This window comes from bacterium (assembly GCA_035559435.1).
Lineage (GTDB): Bacteria > Zixibacteria > MSB-5A5 > WJJR01 > WJJR01 > JACQFV01.
Genome location: DATMBC010000094.1, coordinates 24017 through 41884, shown reverse-complemented (window position 1 = coordinate 41884; position 17868 = coordinate 24017). Strand labels below are relative to the sequence as shown.

The 17868-nt window shown below is 64.6% G+C and carries 12 protein-coding genes; 7 read left to right on the top strand and 5 right to left on the bottom strand.

Annotated elements, in window-relative coordinates:
• The 7 genes from VNN55_10990 to VNN55_10960 all read left to right on the top strand — a co-directional run.
• Positions 1-1854 (top strand): HsdR family type I site-specific deoxyribonuclease (locus VNN55_10990; protein HWO58081.1); only part of this gene is annotated, 1854 nt, incomplete at its 5' end.
• Positions 1855-1931: 77 nt separating this feature from the next.
• The gene (lptB, locus tag VNN55_10985) at positions 1932-2648 is read left to right on the top strand and encodes an LPS export ABC transporter ATP-binding protein (GenBank protein HWO58080.1); all 717 of its coding nucleotides are present in this window, start codon (positions 1932-1934) and stop codon (positions 2646-2648) included.
• A gap of 17 nt (positions 2649-2665) precedes the next feature.
• The gene (locus VNN55_10980) at positions 2666-3607 is read left to right on the top strand and encodes a hypothetical protein (GenBank protein ID HWO58079.1); all 942 of its coding nucleotides are present in this window, start codon (positions 2666-2668) and stop codon (positions 3605-3607) included.
• Positions 3576-4613 (top strand): tRNA (adenosine(37)-N6)-threonylcarbamoyltransferase complex transferase subunit TsaD, encoded by a 1038-nt coding sequence (gene tsaD, locus VNN55_10975; protein HWO58078.1) that lies wholly within the window; start codon positions 3576-3578, stop codon positions 4611-4613. The genes VNN55_10980 and tsaD overlap by 32 nt, the downstream gene beginning before the upstream one ends.
• Positions 4610-5533, top strand: a complete 924-nt coding sequence (gene nadC, locus VNN55_10970) for a carboxylating nicotinate-nucleotide diphosphorylase (protein ID HWO58077.1) — start codon at positions 4610-4612, stop codon at positions 5531-5533. The genes tsaD and nadC overlap by 4 nt, the downstream gene beginning before the upstream one ends.
• 11 nt (positions 5534-5544) lie before the next feature.
• Complete coding sequence (locus VNN55_10965) at positions 5545-6528, top strand: biotin--[acetyl-CoA-carboxylase] ligase (GenBank protein HWO58076.1); 984 nt, start codon at positions 5545-5547, stop codon at positions 6526-6528.
• A 70-nt stretch (positions 6529-6598) separates the two neighbouring features.
• Positions 6599-7852, top strand: a complete 1254-nt coding sequence (locus tag VNN55_10960) for a hypothetical protein (protein ID HWO58075.1) — start codon at positions 6599-6601, stop codon at positions 7850-7852.
• Between the two features lie 20 nt (positions 7853-7872).
• Here VNN55_10960 and VNN55_10955 read toward each other — a convergent pair whose 3' ends face one another.
• The 5 genes from VNN55_10955 to VNN55_10935 are packed head-to-tail and all read right to left on the bottom strand — an operon-like array spanning position 7873 to position 17561.
• Positions 7873-9237, bottom strand: coding sequence for an NAD(P)-binding domain-containing protein (locus VNN55_10955; protein HWO58074.1), 1365 nt, complete (start codon positions 9235-9237; stop codon positions 7873-7875).
• 11 nt (positions 9238-9248) lie between these two features.
• Positions 9249-10877 carry a hypothetical protein gene (locus VNN55_10950; GenBank protein ID HWO58073.1) on the bottom strand — a complete coding sequence of 543 codons (1629 nt, stop codon included), beginning with the start codon at positions 10875-10877 and terminating at the stop codon, positions 9249-9251.
• Positions 10874-14917: a hypothetical protein gene (locus VNN55_10945; protein ID HWO58072.1), complete on the bottom strand. Its 4044-nt coding sequence runs from the start codon at positions 14915-14917 to the stop codon at positions 10874-10876. Before VNN55_10945 ends, VNN55_10950 begins: the two co-directional genes overlap by 4 nt.
• A complete protein-coding gene (locus tag VNN55_10940; GenBank protein ID HWO58071.1) occupies positions 14914-16548 on the bottom strand; it encodes a cytochrome C in 1635 nt (544 codons plus the stop codon). Before VNN55_10940 ends, VNN55_10945 begins: the two co-directional genes overlap by 4 nt.
• A gap of 59 nt (positions 16549-16607) precedes the next feature.
• Positions 16608-17561 (bottom strand): hypothetical protein, encoded by a 954-nt coding sequence (locus VNN55_10935; GenBank protein ID HWO58070.1) that lies wholly within the window; start codon positions 17559-17561, stop codon positions 16608-16610.
• Positions 17562-17868 lie beyond the last annotated feature (307 nt).

Here is a 17868-nt window from a genome sequence, read left to right as displayed (position 1 = left end):
GACGAGGCGCACCGCAGCCAGTACGACTTCATCGACGGCTACGCCCGCCACATGCGCGACGCGCTGCCCAATGCCACGTTCATCGGGTTTACCGGAACCCCGATCGAATTATCGGATAAGAACACCCGCTCCGTGTTCGGCGATTACATCGACATCTACGACATTCAGCGCGCGGTGGTCGACGGCGCCACGGTGCCCATCTTCTACGAAAGCCGTCTCGCCAAACTCGAGTTGAAGCAAGAGGAGAAACCACGCCTCGATCCCGAATTCGAGGAGGTGACCGAAGGGGAGGAAAGCGAACGCAAGGAACGGCTTAAGAGCAAATGGGCGGCGTTGGAGGCGCTGGTCGGCACCGAACGCCGGCTGCGGATCGTGGCCCAGGACCTGGTCAACCACTTCGAGACCCGGCAGGACACCATCCGCGGCAAGGCCATGATCGTCTGCATGAGCCGCCGCATTTGCGTCGATCTGTACAACGAAATCGTCCGTCTGCGCCCGCAATGGCATGCGGATGACGATGAGGATGGCGCCATCAAGATCGTCATGACCGGGTCGGCGACCGACCCGCTGCCCTGGCAGGGGCATATCCGCAACAAACAACGCCGCGAGCGTCTGGCCGAGCGCTTCAAGGACCCAAACGACAAATTCATGATCGTCATCGTGCGCGACATGTGGCTGACCGGTTTCGACGTTCCCTGCCTGCACACCATGTACATCGACAAACCGATGCGCGGCCATGGACTCATGCAGGCCATCGCGCGCGTCAATCGTGTCTATGGCGACAAGCCTGGCGGATTGATTGTCGATTATCTCGGGTTGGCCGATCAGTTGCAGCGCGCGTTGAAGGACTACACCGACAGCGGCGGTGAAGGACAGACGGCCATCGATCAGGAAGAGGCGGTCGCCGTCATGCTCGAAAAGTACGAGATCTGCCGCGATCTCTTCCACGGCTTTGACTGGTCAGATTGGCGCGCCCCTGACCCCGAAGTGCGGCTGCGTCTGTTGCCGCCGGCGCAGGATCACATCCTCGGGCTCAAGGACGGGACACAACGCCTGACGCAGGCGGTGTCGGACCTGTCCCGGGCCTTCGCGCTGGCCGTGCCCCATGAAGAGGCGCTCCGCATCCAGGACGACGTGGGGTTCTTCCAGGCGGTCAAAGTCGCATTGACCAAGTCGAGACGTGTCACGGGACCGACTGACGAGGAACTCAATCTGGCCATCCGACAGATCGTCTCGCGCGCGATCTCCACCGACAAAGTGATCGACATCTTCGCCACCGCAGGACTGAAGAAGCCGGACATCTCGATACTCTCCGACGAATTCCTGGCCGAAGTTCGGGCCTTGCCACACAAGAACCTGGCAGTCGAAGTGCTCCGCAAACTCCTTCGCGGGGAGATCACGAGGCGCGCGGCCAAGAATGCCGTTCAGGCCCGGTCATTTGCGGAGATGCTTGAAAAGAGCATCACGGCCTACCACAACCGCTCGATCCAGACAATCGAGGTGATCGAGGAGTTGATCGCGCTGGCACGGGACATGCGACAGGCAGACGCCCGCGGGGAAGCGCTGGGACTTTCTGATGATGAACTGGCATTCTACGACGCCCTCGAAACCAACGACAGCGCCGTCAAGGTGCTCGGTGACGAAACACTCCGCCGGATCGCGCAGGAACTGGCTCAAACTGTGCGCTCCAATGTGACCATCGACTGGACGGTTCGTGAGAACATCCGCGCCCAGCTGCGCGTCTTGGTGAAACGCATCCTGCGTAAACACGGCTACCCGCCGGACAAGCAGGAGAAGGCGACCCAGACAGTCATCGAACAGGCAGAGTTGATTTGCGCGGATGTGGCGGCGTAGCCCCCTAACCTCTTGCCCTTAAACAGATTCCTGACCATCTTGCCAGGGTGACTGCGCCTGCGGCCAATGGGGAACGCCTGCATACGGTCGGGTTGGTGAAGACCTATCGCCGGCGGCGGGTGGTTGATGGCGTCTCGGTGGCTATCAGCCCGGGGGAAATTGTCGGGCTGCTGGGACCCAACGGCGCCGGCAAGACCACCACCTTCTACCTCACCATCGGTTTCATCAAGCCCGATGCGGGGGACGTCTTCCTCGGCGAGCGCAAGATCACCCGGCTGCCGATGTACCGCCGCGCCCGTCTCGGCATCGGTTACCTCTCGCAGGAGCCCTCGGTTTTCCGCAAGATGACCGTCGAGGGCAACATCCTCGCCATCCTCGAGACCCAGAAACTGTCCCGCCCCGAGCGCCGCGCCCGTCTGGAGGAACTGCTCAACGAACTAAGCATCGCCCACGTGGCCAAGTCGAAGGGGTATCAGCTTTCCGGAGGCGAGCGCCGCCGGGTCGAAATCGCCCGCGCCCTGGCGACCCGTCCCAAATTCATGCTCCTCGATGAGCCCTTCGCCGGCATCGACCCGATCGCCGTCGAGGACATCCAGGGGATTGTCGCCGGCCTCAAGGCCAAGGGGCTGGGGGTGCTGATCACCGACCACAACGTCCGCGAGACGCTGGCGATCACCGACCGGGCCTACATCATGTGCGACGGCGAAATTTTGAAGGAAGGCACCTCGGAGTATCTCGCAAATGACCCCGAGGCGCGTAAGATATATTTGGGGGAGAAGTTCCGTCTGAACTGATCGATGGGCCCGTGCCGATGCGCCTGCTTCGCAACATCCCGCTGAAGATCCTGGCCATCGCCTTCGCGATGGTCCTCTGGTTCCATGTAGCGACCAATCAGCGCTACGATTTGGCGATCCGGTATAACCTCTCCTACGTCAACATTCCCGCGCACCTGACCATGTCCGAGGCCCCGGTCGGCAGCGTGTCGGTGCTGTTGCGCGGCACGGGCAAGGCGCTGCTGCGCCTCAAATGGGGCGAGTGCCGCTGGCCATTGGACCTCAGCCGCGGTCACGTCGGCACACAGCCGATCCCTCTGCAGCGCGAGAATGTCCCCCTCTATGGCATCAAGGACCTCGAGGTGCTGGAACTGCTTGACCACGACACCATCACCGTGACGCTCGACAGTCTCGCGACCAAGACGGTTCCCATCCGCAGCGCGGTCGAGGTCAAAACCGACGAGGGCTTTGTCTGCGCCCGTCCGCCGCAGTTGACGCCCGACTCGACAGCGCTGACCGGCCCGCGGAGCGCGCTGGCGGAGATCGCCGAAGTGTGGACCCAGCCGCAGGTGATCAACAACGCCCGCGATCCGATCGAGCGTCTCCTGGCGGTCCTGCCGCCCCCCGGCCATGGCATCACCAGCGCCGTCAGCGAAGTGCGCTACTACCAGAAGATCGAACCGTACCTGACCCGCGCTTTCGAGGCCGTGCCGGTGCGTCTGGATGGATTCGATCACCCCGAGGCGGCTGTCCCCGAACCGACGCATGTCCGCGTCGAGGTCGCCGGGCCGCAGTCGGCGGTGGTGCAATTGGCCCCCAGCGCCATCGCGGTGGTCTGCGACCGCCTGCGCGAGGAGGAGGACCGGCTGATCTTGCGCGCTGTGGCCTCCGTGCCCGACCCCCTGAGGGTCTTGAAGGTGAGCCCCGATTCTGTTACCGTGGACCGCCGTGGGAACCAACGGGCCGATTCTGGGGATTGAAACCTCCTGCGACGAGACCGCCGCGGCGGTCGCCGCCCCCGACGGACATATCCTCGCCAACATTATCTTCTCGCAAACGGTGCACACCGCCTATGGCGGCGTCGTGCCGGAATTGGCCTCGCGCGAGCATGCCGGACGCCTTCCCTCCGTGGTCGAGCAGGCGCTGGCCAAAGCGAATCTGACCTGGAATGATCTGGCCGGCATCGCGGTCACGGCCGGACCGGGCCTGGTCGGATGTCTGCTGGTTGGTGTCGCCTATGCCCGCGCGGCGGCGCGCGCACGCAACCTCCCGCTTTATGCCATCAACCATCTGGAAGGCCACGCCCACACACCGGCGATGGCCGCCCCGGAGATGGCATATCCGTATCTCGTCCTGATCGCTTCCGGCGGGCATTCATCGCTGGTGGTCGTCGATGAACCGGGGCATTTCCGCGAGATCGGCCGCACACGCGATGACGCCGCCGGCGAAGCGCTCGACAAGGTCGGCAAGCTGATCGGCCTCGATTATCCGGCCGGCCCGCACCTGGACCGCATCGGCGCGCACGGCAACCCCGACACCATTCCCTTCCCGCGCGCCCGTTTCGACGGCCAGGGGTATGACTTCTCCTTTTCCGGCGTGAAGACCGCCGCGGCGCAGGACTGGAACGACCGCCGCGCCGGGCGCAAACCCGAAATCAATCTCTCCGACTGGGTCGCCTCCTTCGAGAGCGCGGTGGTCGATGCCCTCTGCGACAATCTCTTCCGCGCCGCGGAGGATTTGCGCATCAAGGCCATCAGCGTCGCCGGCGGCGTAGCGCGCAACCGCCGCCTGCGCGCCAAGGTCAGCGCCTGGGCCGAACGCACCGGACGGCGGGCGGTAACCCCGCCTCCCGAATGGTGCGCCGACAACGCGGCCATGATCGCCGCCGTCGGACTGTATCAGCAACCCTGCGACGACCCGCTTGCGCTCGACGCCTACCCGAATTGGGGACTGGGACGCCCCCTGCCGCTCGGAGTCAACCCATGAGAGCCGCAAACGTCCCGTTTCTCATTCCGACCGCCGCCTACCGTCGCGCGCTGCGGCGTGCGGTCGACATCGCTCTGCGTGAAGATCTGGGGACCGGCGACCGCACCACGCAGGCGCTCGGCTTGAAGGGGAAACCGGGGCGCGCCATCCTCTTGGCCAAGGACGATGGCGTCCTGGCCGGGGCCGATGCCTTCGCCGCCTGCTTTCGCCGATTGGATCGGCGCTGCCGGATTACCTGGAAGATACGCGAGGGGCATCGCTTCCGTTCGCGGACCGCCGTCGCGATTGTGCGCGGCAATGCCGCCGCGCTGCTGTCCGCCGAACGCTGCGCCCTCAATTTCGTTGCGCATCTCTCCGGCATCGCCACCGAGAGCGCGGCGATGGCCGCGCGCCTGCCGAAACAAGGGGCGCGCCTGCTCGACACGCGTAAGACCACTCCCGGGCTGCGGCTGCTGGAAAAACGCGCCACGCTCCTGGGCGGCGCGGTCAATCACCGCCTCGGACTCCATGATGCGTTGATGTTGAAGGACAATCACATCCTCGCCGCCGGCGGACTCGCGGCCGCCATCACCGCCGCGCAACGCCATCGGGGCCGGCGCCGGCTGATCTGCGAGATCCAGTCGCCGGCGCAGATCGAACTCGCCCTGCGCCTGGGCGTCGATTGGCTACTTTTGGACAACTTCACCGTCGCGCAACTGAGACAGGCGACACGCGCCATCCGGCAATGGCAGCGCCGGCATGGCCAGGCCATCACGATTGAGGCCTCCGGCGGAGTCACCGCGCGCAACATCGCCGCCATTGCCCGCACCGGCGTCGATTTTGTCTCCTCCGGCCACATCACGCATTCGGCGCGTTCGATCAACTTCTCGCTGGAATGGGATGGCACGCCGCAACGCGGCGTTCGACGCGCCGCGCGCTGAACGGCCAATTCATGGATCCGCTCGTCAACGAGATCGTTCTGCTTCTGCGCACGCGGAAGACCGCAAGCGGCTGGACACCGACCGAATTGGCCGCGGCGCTCGGGATCTCGCGCGCGCGCGTTCACCGCGGACTCGATGAACTGCGCGCGTTGGGGTATGAACTGACTGCGGGACGCAACGAGTCCCTCCGTATCACGCGTTCGCCCGACCGGATGATCGACACCGAAATCCTTGCCGGACTGAAGACACGCATCATGGCGCGCCAGTTGCACTGCTACAACCGCATCGGTTCGACCAATGCCCGCGCACTCGAATTGGCCGAAGCCAGGGCCCCGGAAGGGACGATCGTGGTCGCCGAAGAGCAGACCAGCGGCCGTGGACGCCTGGGACGCGTCTGGCATTCGCCGCCGGGATTGGGCATTTGGGCCTCCTTTATCCTGCGCCCGCAGTTGCCGTTGCAGAAAGCCGCCGCCGTCTCGCTTCTGGCCGCGCTGGCCTTCGCGCAAACCGTGGAAGATGATCTCGGTCTGAAAGTCGATCTCAAGTGGCCCAACGATGGCCTGATTGCCGGACGCAAGGTGTTTGGCGTCCTCACCGAAGTCTCCGCCGAGGTCGACCGTGTCTACTATGTCATCTGCGGCACCGGCATCAATGTCGCCCACCGGCTGGAGGATTTCCCCCCCGCCCTTCGTCAGACCGCCGGCTCGCTGGCACACGCCTGCGGACGTCCGCTGGACCGTCTGGCCTTCTTCCGGTCATTCCTGACCCATTTCGAGGCGGTTTACCGACGGTTCCGTCGCGATGGCCTCACCCCATTCCTGGCCGACTACCGCGACCGCTCGCTGCTTCTGGGGCGCGAAGTCACCATCCACTATGGACAAAAGTCGATCCAAGGCCAGGCGGTGGCCATCGACGACCATGGCGCCCTGATCCTGCGGACCACGACCGGCGATATCACGGTGGTGGCCGGCGAGGCCACTCTCCGGGAACAATAACCCCCTCCGGATTCGTATCAGGTTCGGGAATATCCGCCCCGCACATCGGTAGAAAGTCCGGCGACCTCGCATGCGCGCGCACCATCCCATTCGTCTGCTTCTGATCGCCGCCCTGGCCATCATGCTGGGCGGGGGATGCCTGTGTTGGTTGACCGGCAACTGCGACGAGAAGCTCACACCCCCGTCCAACCCGACCCCCGCCAATGGCGCCGTCGATCAACCCACTTCGGTCACCCTCTCCTGGGAAGGGGGAAATTCACCCGCAGGGCGCACCATCCGCCAGGATGTCTACCTGGGCACCAGCAATCCGCCCTTGCTCTACAAACCCAGCGTCGCGGGCCGTTCGTTGACCATCGATTCCCTGTCGCTGGCGCGGACCTACTACTGGCGGGTCATTCTCATCGATGAAGACGGTCGCAATGTCATCGGCCCGATCTGGAGTTTCACCACCGTCTACCCGCCGGCCTACATGGCGGTCATTTATCCCAACTGGGCCACCTCCTGGTCGCGCGGCGAATCGCGCACCATCCAGTGGCGTTCCGGCTACGCCGGCAGCCAGGTGCGGCTTGACCTGTACAAGGCGGGTTTCAACCTCTGCAGCATCACCGAGGCGACGCACAATGACGGGTACTACGACTGGGAGCTGACCAGTTGCGCGGATAAAAGCGACCCCGACTACCGTATCAAAGTCACATCGCTGCTGGACGAAAACCTTTACGACTTCAGCGACTTTTTCACCGTGGAACTCCCCTGTCCGATTGAGGTCACCGTGCCCCGCGAGCGCGAGTTATGGGTCACCGGCGAGGCGCGCACAATCCAGTGGCAGCCGCTGGGGTTGGGCACCAACATTAAAGTCGGCCTGCACCTCTATCGTGGTTCGGATTATCAGTACATCATCGCCGCCAACACCCCCGACGACGGCTCCTTCGACTGGGTGGTCAACGACTACGGGGGCGGCAGCGGGCCCGACTATCGCGTACGGATCAGCGACCTCAACGAATTCAATTGCTCGCAGTTCAGCGACTTCTTCAGCGTTCAGGCCTGCACCGTGCGGGTGACCAGCCCCGCCGTCAACGACATCTGGCCGTTACAGTCCCAGCATTCGATCACCTGGGATCCGATCCATCTGCCCGAAGCGGTGGTCCTCGAACTGTACCACAACGGCGACTTCGTCTGCGTGCTCGATCCCGCGGCCCCCAACACCGGCGCCTACCTCTGGACGGTCACACGCTGCGATTCGCCCTATGGCGAGCGGTTCCAGATCAAGGTGCACGGCGGGCCCGACGGCTCCTGCGGGTTCAGCGGCCGTTTCAATCTGCATTGACGAACCAATCGGGAGTTCGACTATCGGCGGCGCGTGTCGGACGTTACGACGGTAGCGGCCGAAGGGGTGGCTGCGCGCGCGTCGGTCGTTTTGCCGCCAAAACGGACCCCGGCCGCCCGCAGCATCTCAAACGGCGGCAGCCCGCCGATCATCACGAAGACATAGTCGTTCGGGATTTCCACCGTCCCGTCGCGCGTGGCAAGCGTGACCGCGGCCGGGTCGATCAGACGCACCTCGGATTCAAACAACGCGGTCACCTGGCCGCGATCGATCTGCTCGCGGATCTTGTCCTCGTTTTTCTTCTTCACCCGCGCAAACGACGCCTTGCGGTAGGAAATCCAGACACGGTTCCCCGGTTGGCGCGCCAGACCGATCGCCGCCTCGACCGCGCTGTCGCCGCCGCCGACAACCAGCAGGTTTTGCCCGGCATAGGAACGCGCGTCGACCAGTTGATACATCACCTTGGGGAGATCTTCGCCCGGCACGCCCAGTTTGCGCGGGGTGCCGCGACGCCCCAGCGCCAGCACCACATTTCGTGCCCGGTAGATCCCGGCGCTGGTGATGATCCGGAATGTCCCGCCGTCCATCGACACATCGTCGACCCGCTCGCCGGTGCGCACGTGCACATCAAAGCGGGTCGTAATCTCGGTCCAGATCTCGAGCAGCTCTTCCTTGGAATATTCCTCGCGGCGCAGACAGCCATAGAGAGGGATCTCGACCGGCTGGGTCATCACCAGTTTCCGGTGGGGATAATGCAGGATCGTGCCGCCGATCTGGTTCTGGTCGATGACCAGGTAGTTCAATCCGCGTTCGATCGCCGACAGCGCGGCGGTCAGCCCGGCCGGGCCGGCTCCGACGATGATCACATCATAGGCTTCCGCCGCCGGCAGCGATGGCAGCCGCTGCGCGATGGTCTCGATCACCGCGCGCCCCTGACGGATCGCATTGCGAATGAGCGACAACCCGCCGAGCTCCCCGACAATGAACAACCCGGGCACCGTGGTCTCATACTCACGGGAGAGAATCGGAATATCCTCGCGCTCACGGGTGTCACCCAGCCCGACCACCAGCGCGCCGACGGGGCAGGCGCGCTCGCAGTGGCCGTGTCCCACACAGCGGGCGCCGTTGATGACCATCGCGGTCCCATACACGACATCGAGCACATCGCCCTCGGGGCAGGCGGCCACACAGCCCCCGCAGCCAATGCACAAGCCGGGATCGATGAACGGATACTGCCCGCGCGGTTTTTCGATGCCTGCCTGCAGCGCTTCATGCTTGCGCCGCCAGGCCGCCCGTTGCCGGCGATGGAACCGGAGCGCGTAAGGCACGATGATCCCCGCGCCCAACGCCAGCACTCCCGCCCACATGATTGTGGTTTCCGTCATGGCCATATCCGCTAAAACTGCGCGCTGATTCCCGCCTCGAAACGATGCCCGCGGGTGTCATCACCGTCCTGCCACTGCCCGAGCCCATTGAGGGCCAGCGCCCGCGACAGCGCAATCCGCGCGCTGAGATCGACCTTGCGATTCAGCCGGCGTAGCGACGGCCCGGCCAGCGTGTAACGGTACCATCCGCCGCCCAGCGACAGCCAGGTGCGCGCGCCCAGCCCCTGGCCCAGCGACGCGCTCACGTTGTAGCCGCTGCTGGACTCACTCGTGAACCGCGAGCCCGTGACACTCACGTTGCTCCGCGCGTTGAACAAGCCCTGCTTGCGCACCGCGCCGTTGTAGGAATGGGTCTTCGCCGCCTCGCCCGCCACGGATCGTAAGCCGACACCCCCGGAAAGCGAAATTCCCTGCGGCAGCATCAAATCGAGCTGCGCTCGGACACCCTGGCGAACGCGATCATCGAAGATGCTGTCGGCGATATCGCGGGTTTCGTAATTGCGGAAGCTCTTGCGCGTGTCATACGAGACAGTGGCGATCACCGCCCGCGACAAATCCACCTGCCCCTGGGCAAAGGCGCTGGACAGACTGATCGACTCGCCGGCCTGATCGCGTCGCCAGCCGCGGTTAGCGTCGATTTCCAGAAGATGGCTGATGCTGAAACGGCCTGCGCGCATGATCCGTCCCTGCGCCAGCAGCGCTTCGCGGCTGGCGGTCCGGCCGTGGTACTGCCCAACCGTCGCGATGGTCTGATCGATCAGCAGACGCCGCGCGCTGCCACGACGGAATCCGGCATACACGCCGTAGGTCTGCAACTCCGGTCGCTCGTCGGTGTACTGCCAGCGCGAGTTCGCGCCGCCGAAGAGGCCCAGACGCCAAACGGGCGAGACATTGTATTCAACCGACGCGCCGTCGAGCCGCCCAATCGCTCCCAGCCGCGCCGGATTGATCCGGCCCGCCGAAAATCCCATCGCCGAGCCCGGCGCACGATAGTCCAGCGCCAGTGTCGCGATCCGACTCTCCCAGGTATTGTCGCCGCGGCTGGACGATGCCCCGCTCCAGCGATCCTGACGTCCGGTGGAGCGCACAACCACCGACAGCCCCGGCGTCCAGAGACGGTCCACGCGCAGATCGAAATCGACACGGCCCTGGGCAAAATCCAAGTCCGCGTCGCCGCGATCGTTCCAATCGCTGTAGAGCACGGCGATGCCGCCGGAGACCTGGGCCGGCGCCGACGGCGTCCGCGGCGCAGCGGCCGGCGAAGAAGCGGGCGGCATGGTCCTGGAGCTCGAATCGCCGGACACAGACGGCGCGATGACGGTATCGGCGCTTGTCGAACGCTCGAGGCTGATTCTGACCGGGTCTCCGATACGGATGCTCGCGCCCGGACCCATGATGCGGCAGGCGGCGGAATGCTCGGCCAGGTGCGCCACCTCCAGTTCGGCGAGCTTGGCGTCGCCGCTCCAGACCGCGGGGCGCGCGCCAACCGTGAGCCCCTCCGCTCGGCCGCCATTGATATAGACCAGTTCAGCCGAGACGAAGGTGACCTTGAACGCGCGCTCGACAACATCTCCCCATGTCGACGCCGCGCCACGGAGGGTCAGGCAGGCAAAGAGCATGATCGCAAGCGCGCGCCTCAATGCGACCCCCGCGGATGACAGGCATAGCATGCCGAACTGAGATATTGGTATCCCGGCTCCCCGGTGTGGTCTCTGTCGGTGTCCGTCTGATTGTGCTGGTGACAGAAAATGCACTCGAACGCCGCAAAATTCCCCGCGCTCACATGGCAATCGACGCAATCGTTCCACTTGTCCTTGTGCGCGCCGGAGTAGATTGGGAAGTACTGCGCGTCATGATCCCAATTGGCCGGTGTCCAGGCGCTGGTCGTGTGGCATGTCTGGCAGGTTGTCGGGAATCCCGCCGCCACATGGTTGGGCGTTGCCGACAGGTAGTCGTTGTTGTGGCAGGCCGCGCACTCCATCGGTGTGCCGCTGGAGCCGTTGGCGTGGCAACTGTTGCAGGTCACGGTCGTGTGCGCCCCCGTGAGCGGGAATCCCGATTGATTGTGATCAAACGACGCCGGCGTCCACGCCATTGTGGTATGACACTGCTGGCAGAGCGTCGAAAATCCCGCGCTCACATGATTGGGATCCAGCACACCCAGATAGTCGGCATGGTGGCAGGCGTCACAGTCCGTCGGCGTGCCGGTGTAACCATTGGCATGGCAACTGTTGCAGTTCACGGTCGCGTGCGCGCCGGTCAGCGGGAATCCCGAGAGATTGTGATCAAAGGACGCGGGGGTCCACGCCGACGTTGTGTGGCATTGCTCGCACAGTGTCGGGATTCCACCGGCCACATGATCGGGGTTGGTCGCGCCGGCAAAGTCGCTGCTGTGGCAGGCATAGCACGCCGATGATGTGTTCGCAAACCCCGTCGAGTGGCAGCTGTTGCACGTCACTGATTGGTGCGCCCCGGTCAGTGTGAATCCCGTCTGATTGTGGCTCCACGACACCTGCGACCAGGCGGTCGTGTTATGGCAAGGTGTGCAAACCGTCGAGAAACCCGCCAGCGCATGGTCAGGATCGCCCACACCGTTGTAGTCGTCATCGTGGCAGGCAAAACATGCCATTGGTGTCGCGGTATACCCGGCGGCGTGGCAGTTGTTACAGCTGACCGATGTGTGCGCTCCAGTGAGCACAAACTGCGTCTGGTTGTGATTGAACGATGATGGCTTCCACCCGGTCGTCGTGTGGCATTGCGCGCAATCCGTCGCCAGGCCGTTGTGATCCGGACTGACAGCCGCGGTGTAATCGCTCTGGTGACAGGCCAGGCACTCCGACGCCGTCCCTGTGTATCCGGACGCGTGGCAGGTGTTGCACGAGACCGCCAGGTGTGCGCCGGTGAGCGGGAAGCCGGTGATGTCGTGATTCAGCAATGCCGGCGTCCACCCCGATGTGGTGTGGCATTCGCTGCAGATCGTGCCGAAGCCCGCGCTGACGTGATTGGGATCGGTCACGGCGTTGTAGTCATCATCGTGACAGGCAAAACATGCTAGCGGCGTCCCGCCGTACCCCGATGCATGACAGTTCTCGCAAGTGACTGAGGCATGAGCGCCGGTGAGCGGGAACTGCGTCGATGCGTGATCAAACCAAGCCGGCTCCCAGGCGGTCGTCGTGTGGCACCGGGCGCAGTCGGTCGGAAATCCTCCCGCGGCATGATCAGGGTCCGCCGCCGCCTGATAATCCGACCCATGGCAGGCAAAGCAGTTTGATGGTGTCCCTGTGTACCCCGATGTATGGCAGTTCTCGCAAGTGACAGATGAGTGCGCGCCGGTGAGCGGGAAGTCGGTCAGGCTGTGATCGACGTTGGCCGGTTCCCAGCCCGCGGTCGTGTGGCAGAGCACACAATCGTCCGGGAATCCCGCGGCAATGTGGTCAGGATCATTCACACCGCGATAGTCGCTCTCATGACAGGCGACGCACGCCGACGCGGTGCCCGTGTACCCCGACGTGTGGCAATTCGCGCAAGTGACCGATGTGTGCGCCCCGGTCAACGGGAAGCCGGTGATGTCATGATCCAGCGACGCCGGCGTCCACCCCGCGGTGGTGTGGCAGTCGGCGCAGGCGGTCGAAAAGCCGGCGCCCACGTGATCGGGATCGACAACGCCGGTGTAGTCGGCACGGTGACAGGCATCGCACTCCAGCGGCGTGCCGGAATACCCGGCCGCGTGGCAACTGTTACACGTCACCGACACATGCAGGCCGGTTAACGGGAATTGGGTGAGATCGTGATCGAAATCCGTCGGCTCCCAGGCGGCCGTCGTGTGGCACTGTGTGCACTCCATGGAAATTCCAGCGCCGGCATGATCGGGATCAGTTGTCGTGGTGTAATCCGTCTCGTGGCAGGCGATGCACGCCGCTGCGGTCCCCGTGTATCCGGCGCTGTGGCAGGAATTGCAGCTGACAGCCACATGCGCGCCGGTGAGCGGGAAATCGGTGAGATCATGATCCAGCAACGCCGGAACCCAGCCGGCGGTGGTGTGGCACTCGGCGCAGGCGGTCGAGAATCCGGCGCTTGTGTGATTCGGATCGGCGACGTTGGCGTAATCGGCATGGTGGCAGGCGTCACACTCCAGCGGTGTGCCGGTATATCCGGACGCATGGCAACGGTTGCAGGTCACCATGGTGTGCGCGCCGGTCAGCGGGAAATCCGTCAGATCGTGATCGATTCCCGCCGGCTCCCATCCGGACGTCGTGTGGCATTGTGCACAATCAGTCGGGAATCCGCCGCTCACGTGATTCGGATCGGCGGCATTCGTGTAATCGGATTCATGGCACGCCACACAGGCCGAGGGCGTGCCGGTGTAGCCCGCCGTGTGGCAGTTCTCGCAGGTCACCGACACATGCGCGCCTGTCAGCGGGAAATCCGTCAGATCGTGATCCAGGTCCGCCGGCTCCCATGCCGCGGTGTTGTGGCACTGCGCGCACTGCCGCGGGAATCCGGCCTCGACATGCTTCGGATCCCCGGCGGCCAGGTAATCGGACTCATGGCAGGCGACACAATCGTCGGCGGTGCCGGTGTATCCCGACACGTGGCAACTGTTGCAGGTCACCGACACATGCGCGCCGGTGAGTGGAAAATCGGAGAGGTCGTGATCAAACGTTGCCGGCGTCCAGGCGGCCGTCCCATGGCAGTGCTCGCAATCCTCGGGGAATTCGCCGCCCACATGATCGGGATCGGCCGCGGCGGTGAAGTTCGACTCATGACACGCCACACACGCCGATGGCGTCCCGCTGAACGAGGCGATATGGCAGGCATTGCAACTGACCGCGACATGCGCGCCGGTGAGCGGGAAAGAGGTCAGCCCATGATCCAACGCGGCCGGTTTCCACGCGATCGTGGTGTGGCACTCGGCGCACTGCGTGGAAAATCCCGCCGCGTCATGGTCGGGGTCGGGCGCGGTGCGGTAATCCGACTCATGGCAGGCAAAACAGTCCGGCGAGGTCCCGGCGTAGGCGGTCGCGTGGCAATCGTTGCACGATGGCCCGTTATGGGCGTTGGCAAGCGGGAACGAGGCCGGATGCTGGTACGTCGCGTTCGCCCACGAGAGCGCGCCGATACCGTGGCAGGATTGGCACTCCTGCGTAAACCCGGCGGCCACATGCGGCGGATCGCTGGTCGCCTGAAAGTCGGCGGCATGGCAGGCGGCGCAATCGGTCGGTGTCCCGGCAAACTCGCGCGGCAGTTGATTGGCATGGCAGGCGTCGCAGTTGGCGATGGCGTGCACACCGACCAGCGGGAATCCCCGCTGCGCGTGTTGCTCGAACCCCTCGCGCCGGCTCTGCCAGTTCTCGGCGGTGTGGCAGGTCTGGCACTCGGCCCCGAGCTGGCCGCGATGGATGTCGGCGTGACAATTGGCGCAGGACGATTCGGTCTCGACAAAACGCAGATCGTGGTGGCAGGATATACAATTCGTCTTGGCGTGCGCGCCGACCAGCGGGAATCCCGTCTCGCCGTGCGCAAACCTCAACGGTTCCCGCATCCGACTCCACGATGTCAACGTATGGCAATCCTGGCAGTCCCAGCGGATCCCGCCGTGCGGATTGCGCGGCGCCGTCTGCGCCGCCGCCGCAACCACGGCGCCCAATACCAACGCGATCACCGGGAGGAGCGGTCTCATCGCGGGCCTCCGGCGGGCACGACCGTGTCGGCGCCATGACAGGCGCGGCAGGTGCGATCGGCGATCTGGTAATTCACAAACGGCGCGCCATCGACGGTGGATGGCTTGTGGCAGCCGCTGCAGGGCGCCTTGGCGTGCGCGCCATCCAGTGGGTATTCGGTCCGGCTGTGGTCGAAGCGCTCGGGACGCCAGTTCTCCGACGTGTGGCAACGGTCGCAGCGTGTTGCCGGCAGCGAATCGGTGACGGCGAATTGCCCGCGGTGAATGTCGCGATGGCACGATTCACAATCGCGCTTCATCGGCGCAAAGGCGAGCCGCGCGATCGTCACGACCGTCGTGTCGCCCTTGTGGCAGGCGGCACAGACGGCAGACGCGTGCCGCCCGCGCAATGGAAACGCGGTGCTGTCGTGATTGAAGGCGATCGCGCTCCACGCCGACTCGGAATGGCAACCGTCGCAACCATCGCGTTCCACCATCCGCGCCAATGTGCCTTTATGGACATCGGGGTGACAATCCTGGCAGTGCGTGGCGCTCCAGGTAAACGGCGCCCGCCGTCCGGCGAACGGCGCCGCCTTGGAACTGTGGCAGGCATTGCACGGCACCGCCAGATGCGCCTCGCGCAGCGCGAAGTCACCGGCGGCATGCTGCTCAATGGTGAACAGCGCCGGCGCAAACCCCGCCACCGTGTGGCACTCTTCGCAGGCGCCCTGCTGGGAACGATGCGCAAATTCGCCTTTGTGATGATCCTGATGACAATCCAGGCAGCGCGCGAATTTCAGCCCCGTCTTTTTCTGCCCGGCCGGATGGCACTTCTCGCAGGCCACCTGACGATGCGCGCCCTCGAGGGGATAGCGCGCGCGGGCATGATCGAATGCCGCCGTCTGCGTGACCGTCCATCCGCCGGTGTTGTGGCAGCTCTCGCACCGTCCGCCGAAACGTCCGCCATGTGTGTCCTGATGACAGTCGGTACAGTTGCCGTGTTTGACATTGGCGAGGCGCAGATACGAGGTGTCCCGCGCCTGCCCCGGGTCGGGCACGGTCTCGTGGCACTTGGCGCAGGCGGTGGCAGTGTGTTTGCCGGTCAGGGCGAACTTCGTCCGGCCATGATCGAACCCCGGCGCCGGTGTCCAGCCATCCAGGGTGTGGCACTGCTGGCAGGTGGAAGCCAGTTGTCCGCGGTGTTCGTCGTGATGGCAGGACAGGCAGGTCGTGTCCAATCCGAGATAGGTACGGGCCAAGTCTTTCTTCTGTGCCACAAGCGGCGCCGCATCGCGCATGTTCTCGGGCCGGTGGCAGGCGCGGCAGGGCGCCTGAATGTGACGGCCGCGCAGGACATAACCCGTCAGCGCGTGATCAAAAGCGCTGTCGCCTTCGGGCCACCAGACCAGCGCGAAGTCGCGCCCCTGATGCTCCACATGGCAGTGCTGGCAGTCACGGTAGTCGGGCTGGGCGTGCAGTCCCTGTCCCGCCGCGATCCGCGCGCGGATCGCGCTGTGGCAATCGAGGCACTTGGCCCGCAGCTCGCCGCGGTCGCGATCGTGGCACTTGGCGCAGTTTGCGACCCCGTCGAGAAACGCGTGCGCCCGATGCAGATCGCCCGGCGACAATTGCGCGCTCGTTGTGTCCGCCATGAAGGCCGCTATCACAACCCCACCCAACAGGAAAAGGAGAACTTGACGCATGAGTGCGTTCAGAACATCCAGCCGTAGCCGGTCCAGACCGCCACGACAATGTGAATGCCCATCACCACATACATGACGATGGCGAACGGCTTGTGGAACACATGCCAGTAATGGAAGAGCCGCTGCATCTGCCCCCACACCGCGATGCGGCGGTCCAGACGGGTCATCCGCCCGATGAGGTCGTTGAGACGGTGAATCTGCGCATGGCTGCGTCCGGCCCCGGCCAAGGCCGGTGACGGCGTCCCGCGGCGCACGCGCGAGGTCAGATCATCGAGCACAAACCAGAACAGCGAACGCCAGCCGCCGACGGCAGTGCGGTGTCCGACACCGCCTTCGAGATGCGCGATCGCCGCATCCGACAAACCAAACTGCCCGCGCAACTCGGCGCGCAGTTCGTCCTTCAGTTTCCGGATCTCCTCCAGAGACAATTGGTCGCCGCGCAGGTTGCGGGGAATCTGCAAATAGAGATAACGCCCCAGCACGCCGCTGACGGCCACGCACACCATCGCCCAGAACGCGACCGCCACCAGCCCCTGAATTTTGAAGGAGGTGTGCAGGACCACCAGCAGCGGACCAACGACCCCGCAGAAGATGTGGAAGTCCAGCCAGATTGGCAGAGCGCCCCAGCGCGACAGCGCCCGGAACCGCTTGCGCAGCGTGTAGCCCAGCATCAGGACCATCAGCGCCGCGCCCGACATGCCGTAGAGCAGCCCACGGCTCCCCGCCGGTCTCAGGATCCGATAATCGGGGTGATGCGGCCGCTCAGCCAGCGGCGTCGAGTAGTAGGAATAGCCGTCGATGAACAGCGCCAGCAGGACGGCAAACGCCCCCAGGTAGGCCGCGATTTTGATTCGTCGCCGCCACGCGCCGGGATTCGCAACGGCCGACGCCCCTGCCTCGATCGGAGTCGTTGCCGTCGCCGCGGTGAGTTCGATGGCCGCTTCGCTGCTCGCCGTGTTCATCGTCTGCCCAGCGTGCCTTCTGCCTTGTTGTGATCCCCGTGTCAGCGGCGACTGAAGACCAGAAGCGTGACCGGGGTCCCGGTTCAATCTGCACAAATTCTATCGTTGATGCTGCCGCCTCTGATCTTTCAGGATCGGCCATGACAGCCGAAGAATTGAGAGGAAAAGCTTCATTGCCTCCCTTTGTCCGCGTCCAAAGTCGACGGCGCCCTTGGGATCGATCAGAATTTTAACATGAGTGATTCGGTCCGGGAACACACGTGCCGGGAAGCAGGCGACGGGCAGCGGGTCATGCAAGACAGCGGCT

Excerpts from the sequence above, each read along its gene's own strand:
- VNN55_10980 (HWO58079.1), top strand. The coding sequence starts at position 2,666 with ATGCGCCTGCTTCGCAACATCCCGCTGAAGATCCTGGCCATCGCCTTC.
- nadC (HWO58077.1), top strand. The coding sequence starts at position 4,610 with ATGAGAGCCGCAAACGTCCCGTTTCTCATTCCGACCGCCGCCTACCGT.
- VNN55_10965 (HWO58076.1), top strand. The coding sequence starts at position 5,545 with ATGGATCCGCTCGTCAACGAGATCGTTCTGCTTCTGCGCACGCGGAAG.
- VNN55_10960 (HWO58075.1), top strand. The coding sequence starts at position 6,599 with ATGCGCGCGCACCATCCCATTCGTCTGCTTCTGATCGCCGCCCTGGCC.
- VNN55_10955 (HWO58074.1), bottom strand. The coding sequence starts at position 9,237 with ATGACGGAAACCACAATCATGTGGGCGGGAGTGCTGGCGTTGGGCGCG.
- VNN55_10945 (HWO58072.1), bottom strand. The coding sequence starts at position 14,917 with ATGAGACCGCTCCTCCCGGTGATCGCGTTGGTATTGGGCGCCGTGGTT.
- VNN55_10940 (HWO58071.1), bottom strand. The coding sequence starts at position 16,548 with ATGGCGGACACAACGAGCGCGCAATTGTCGCCGGGCGATCTGCATCGG.
- VNN55_10935 (HWO58070.1), bottom strand. The coding sequence starts at position 17,561 with ATGAACACGGCGAGCAGCGAAGCGGCCATCGAACTCACCGCGGCGACG.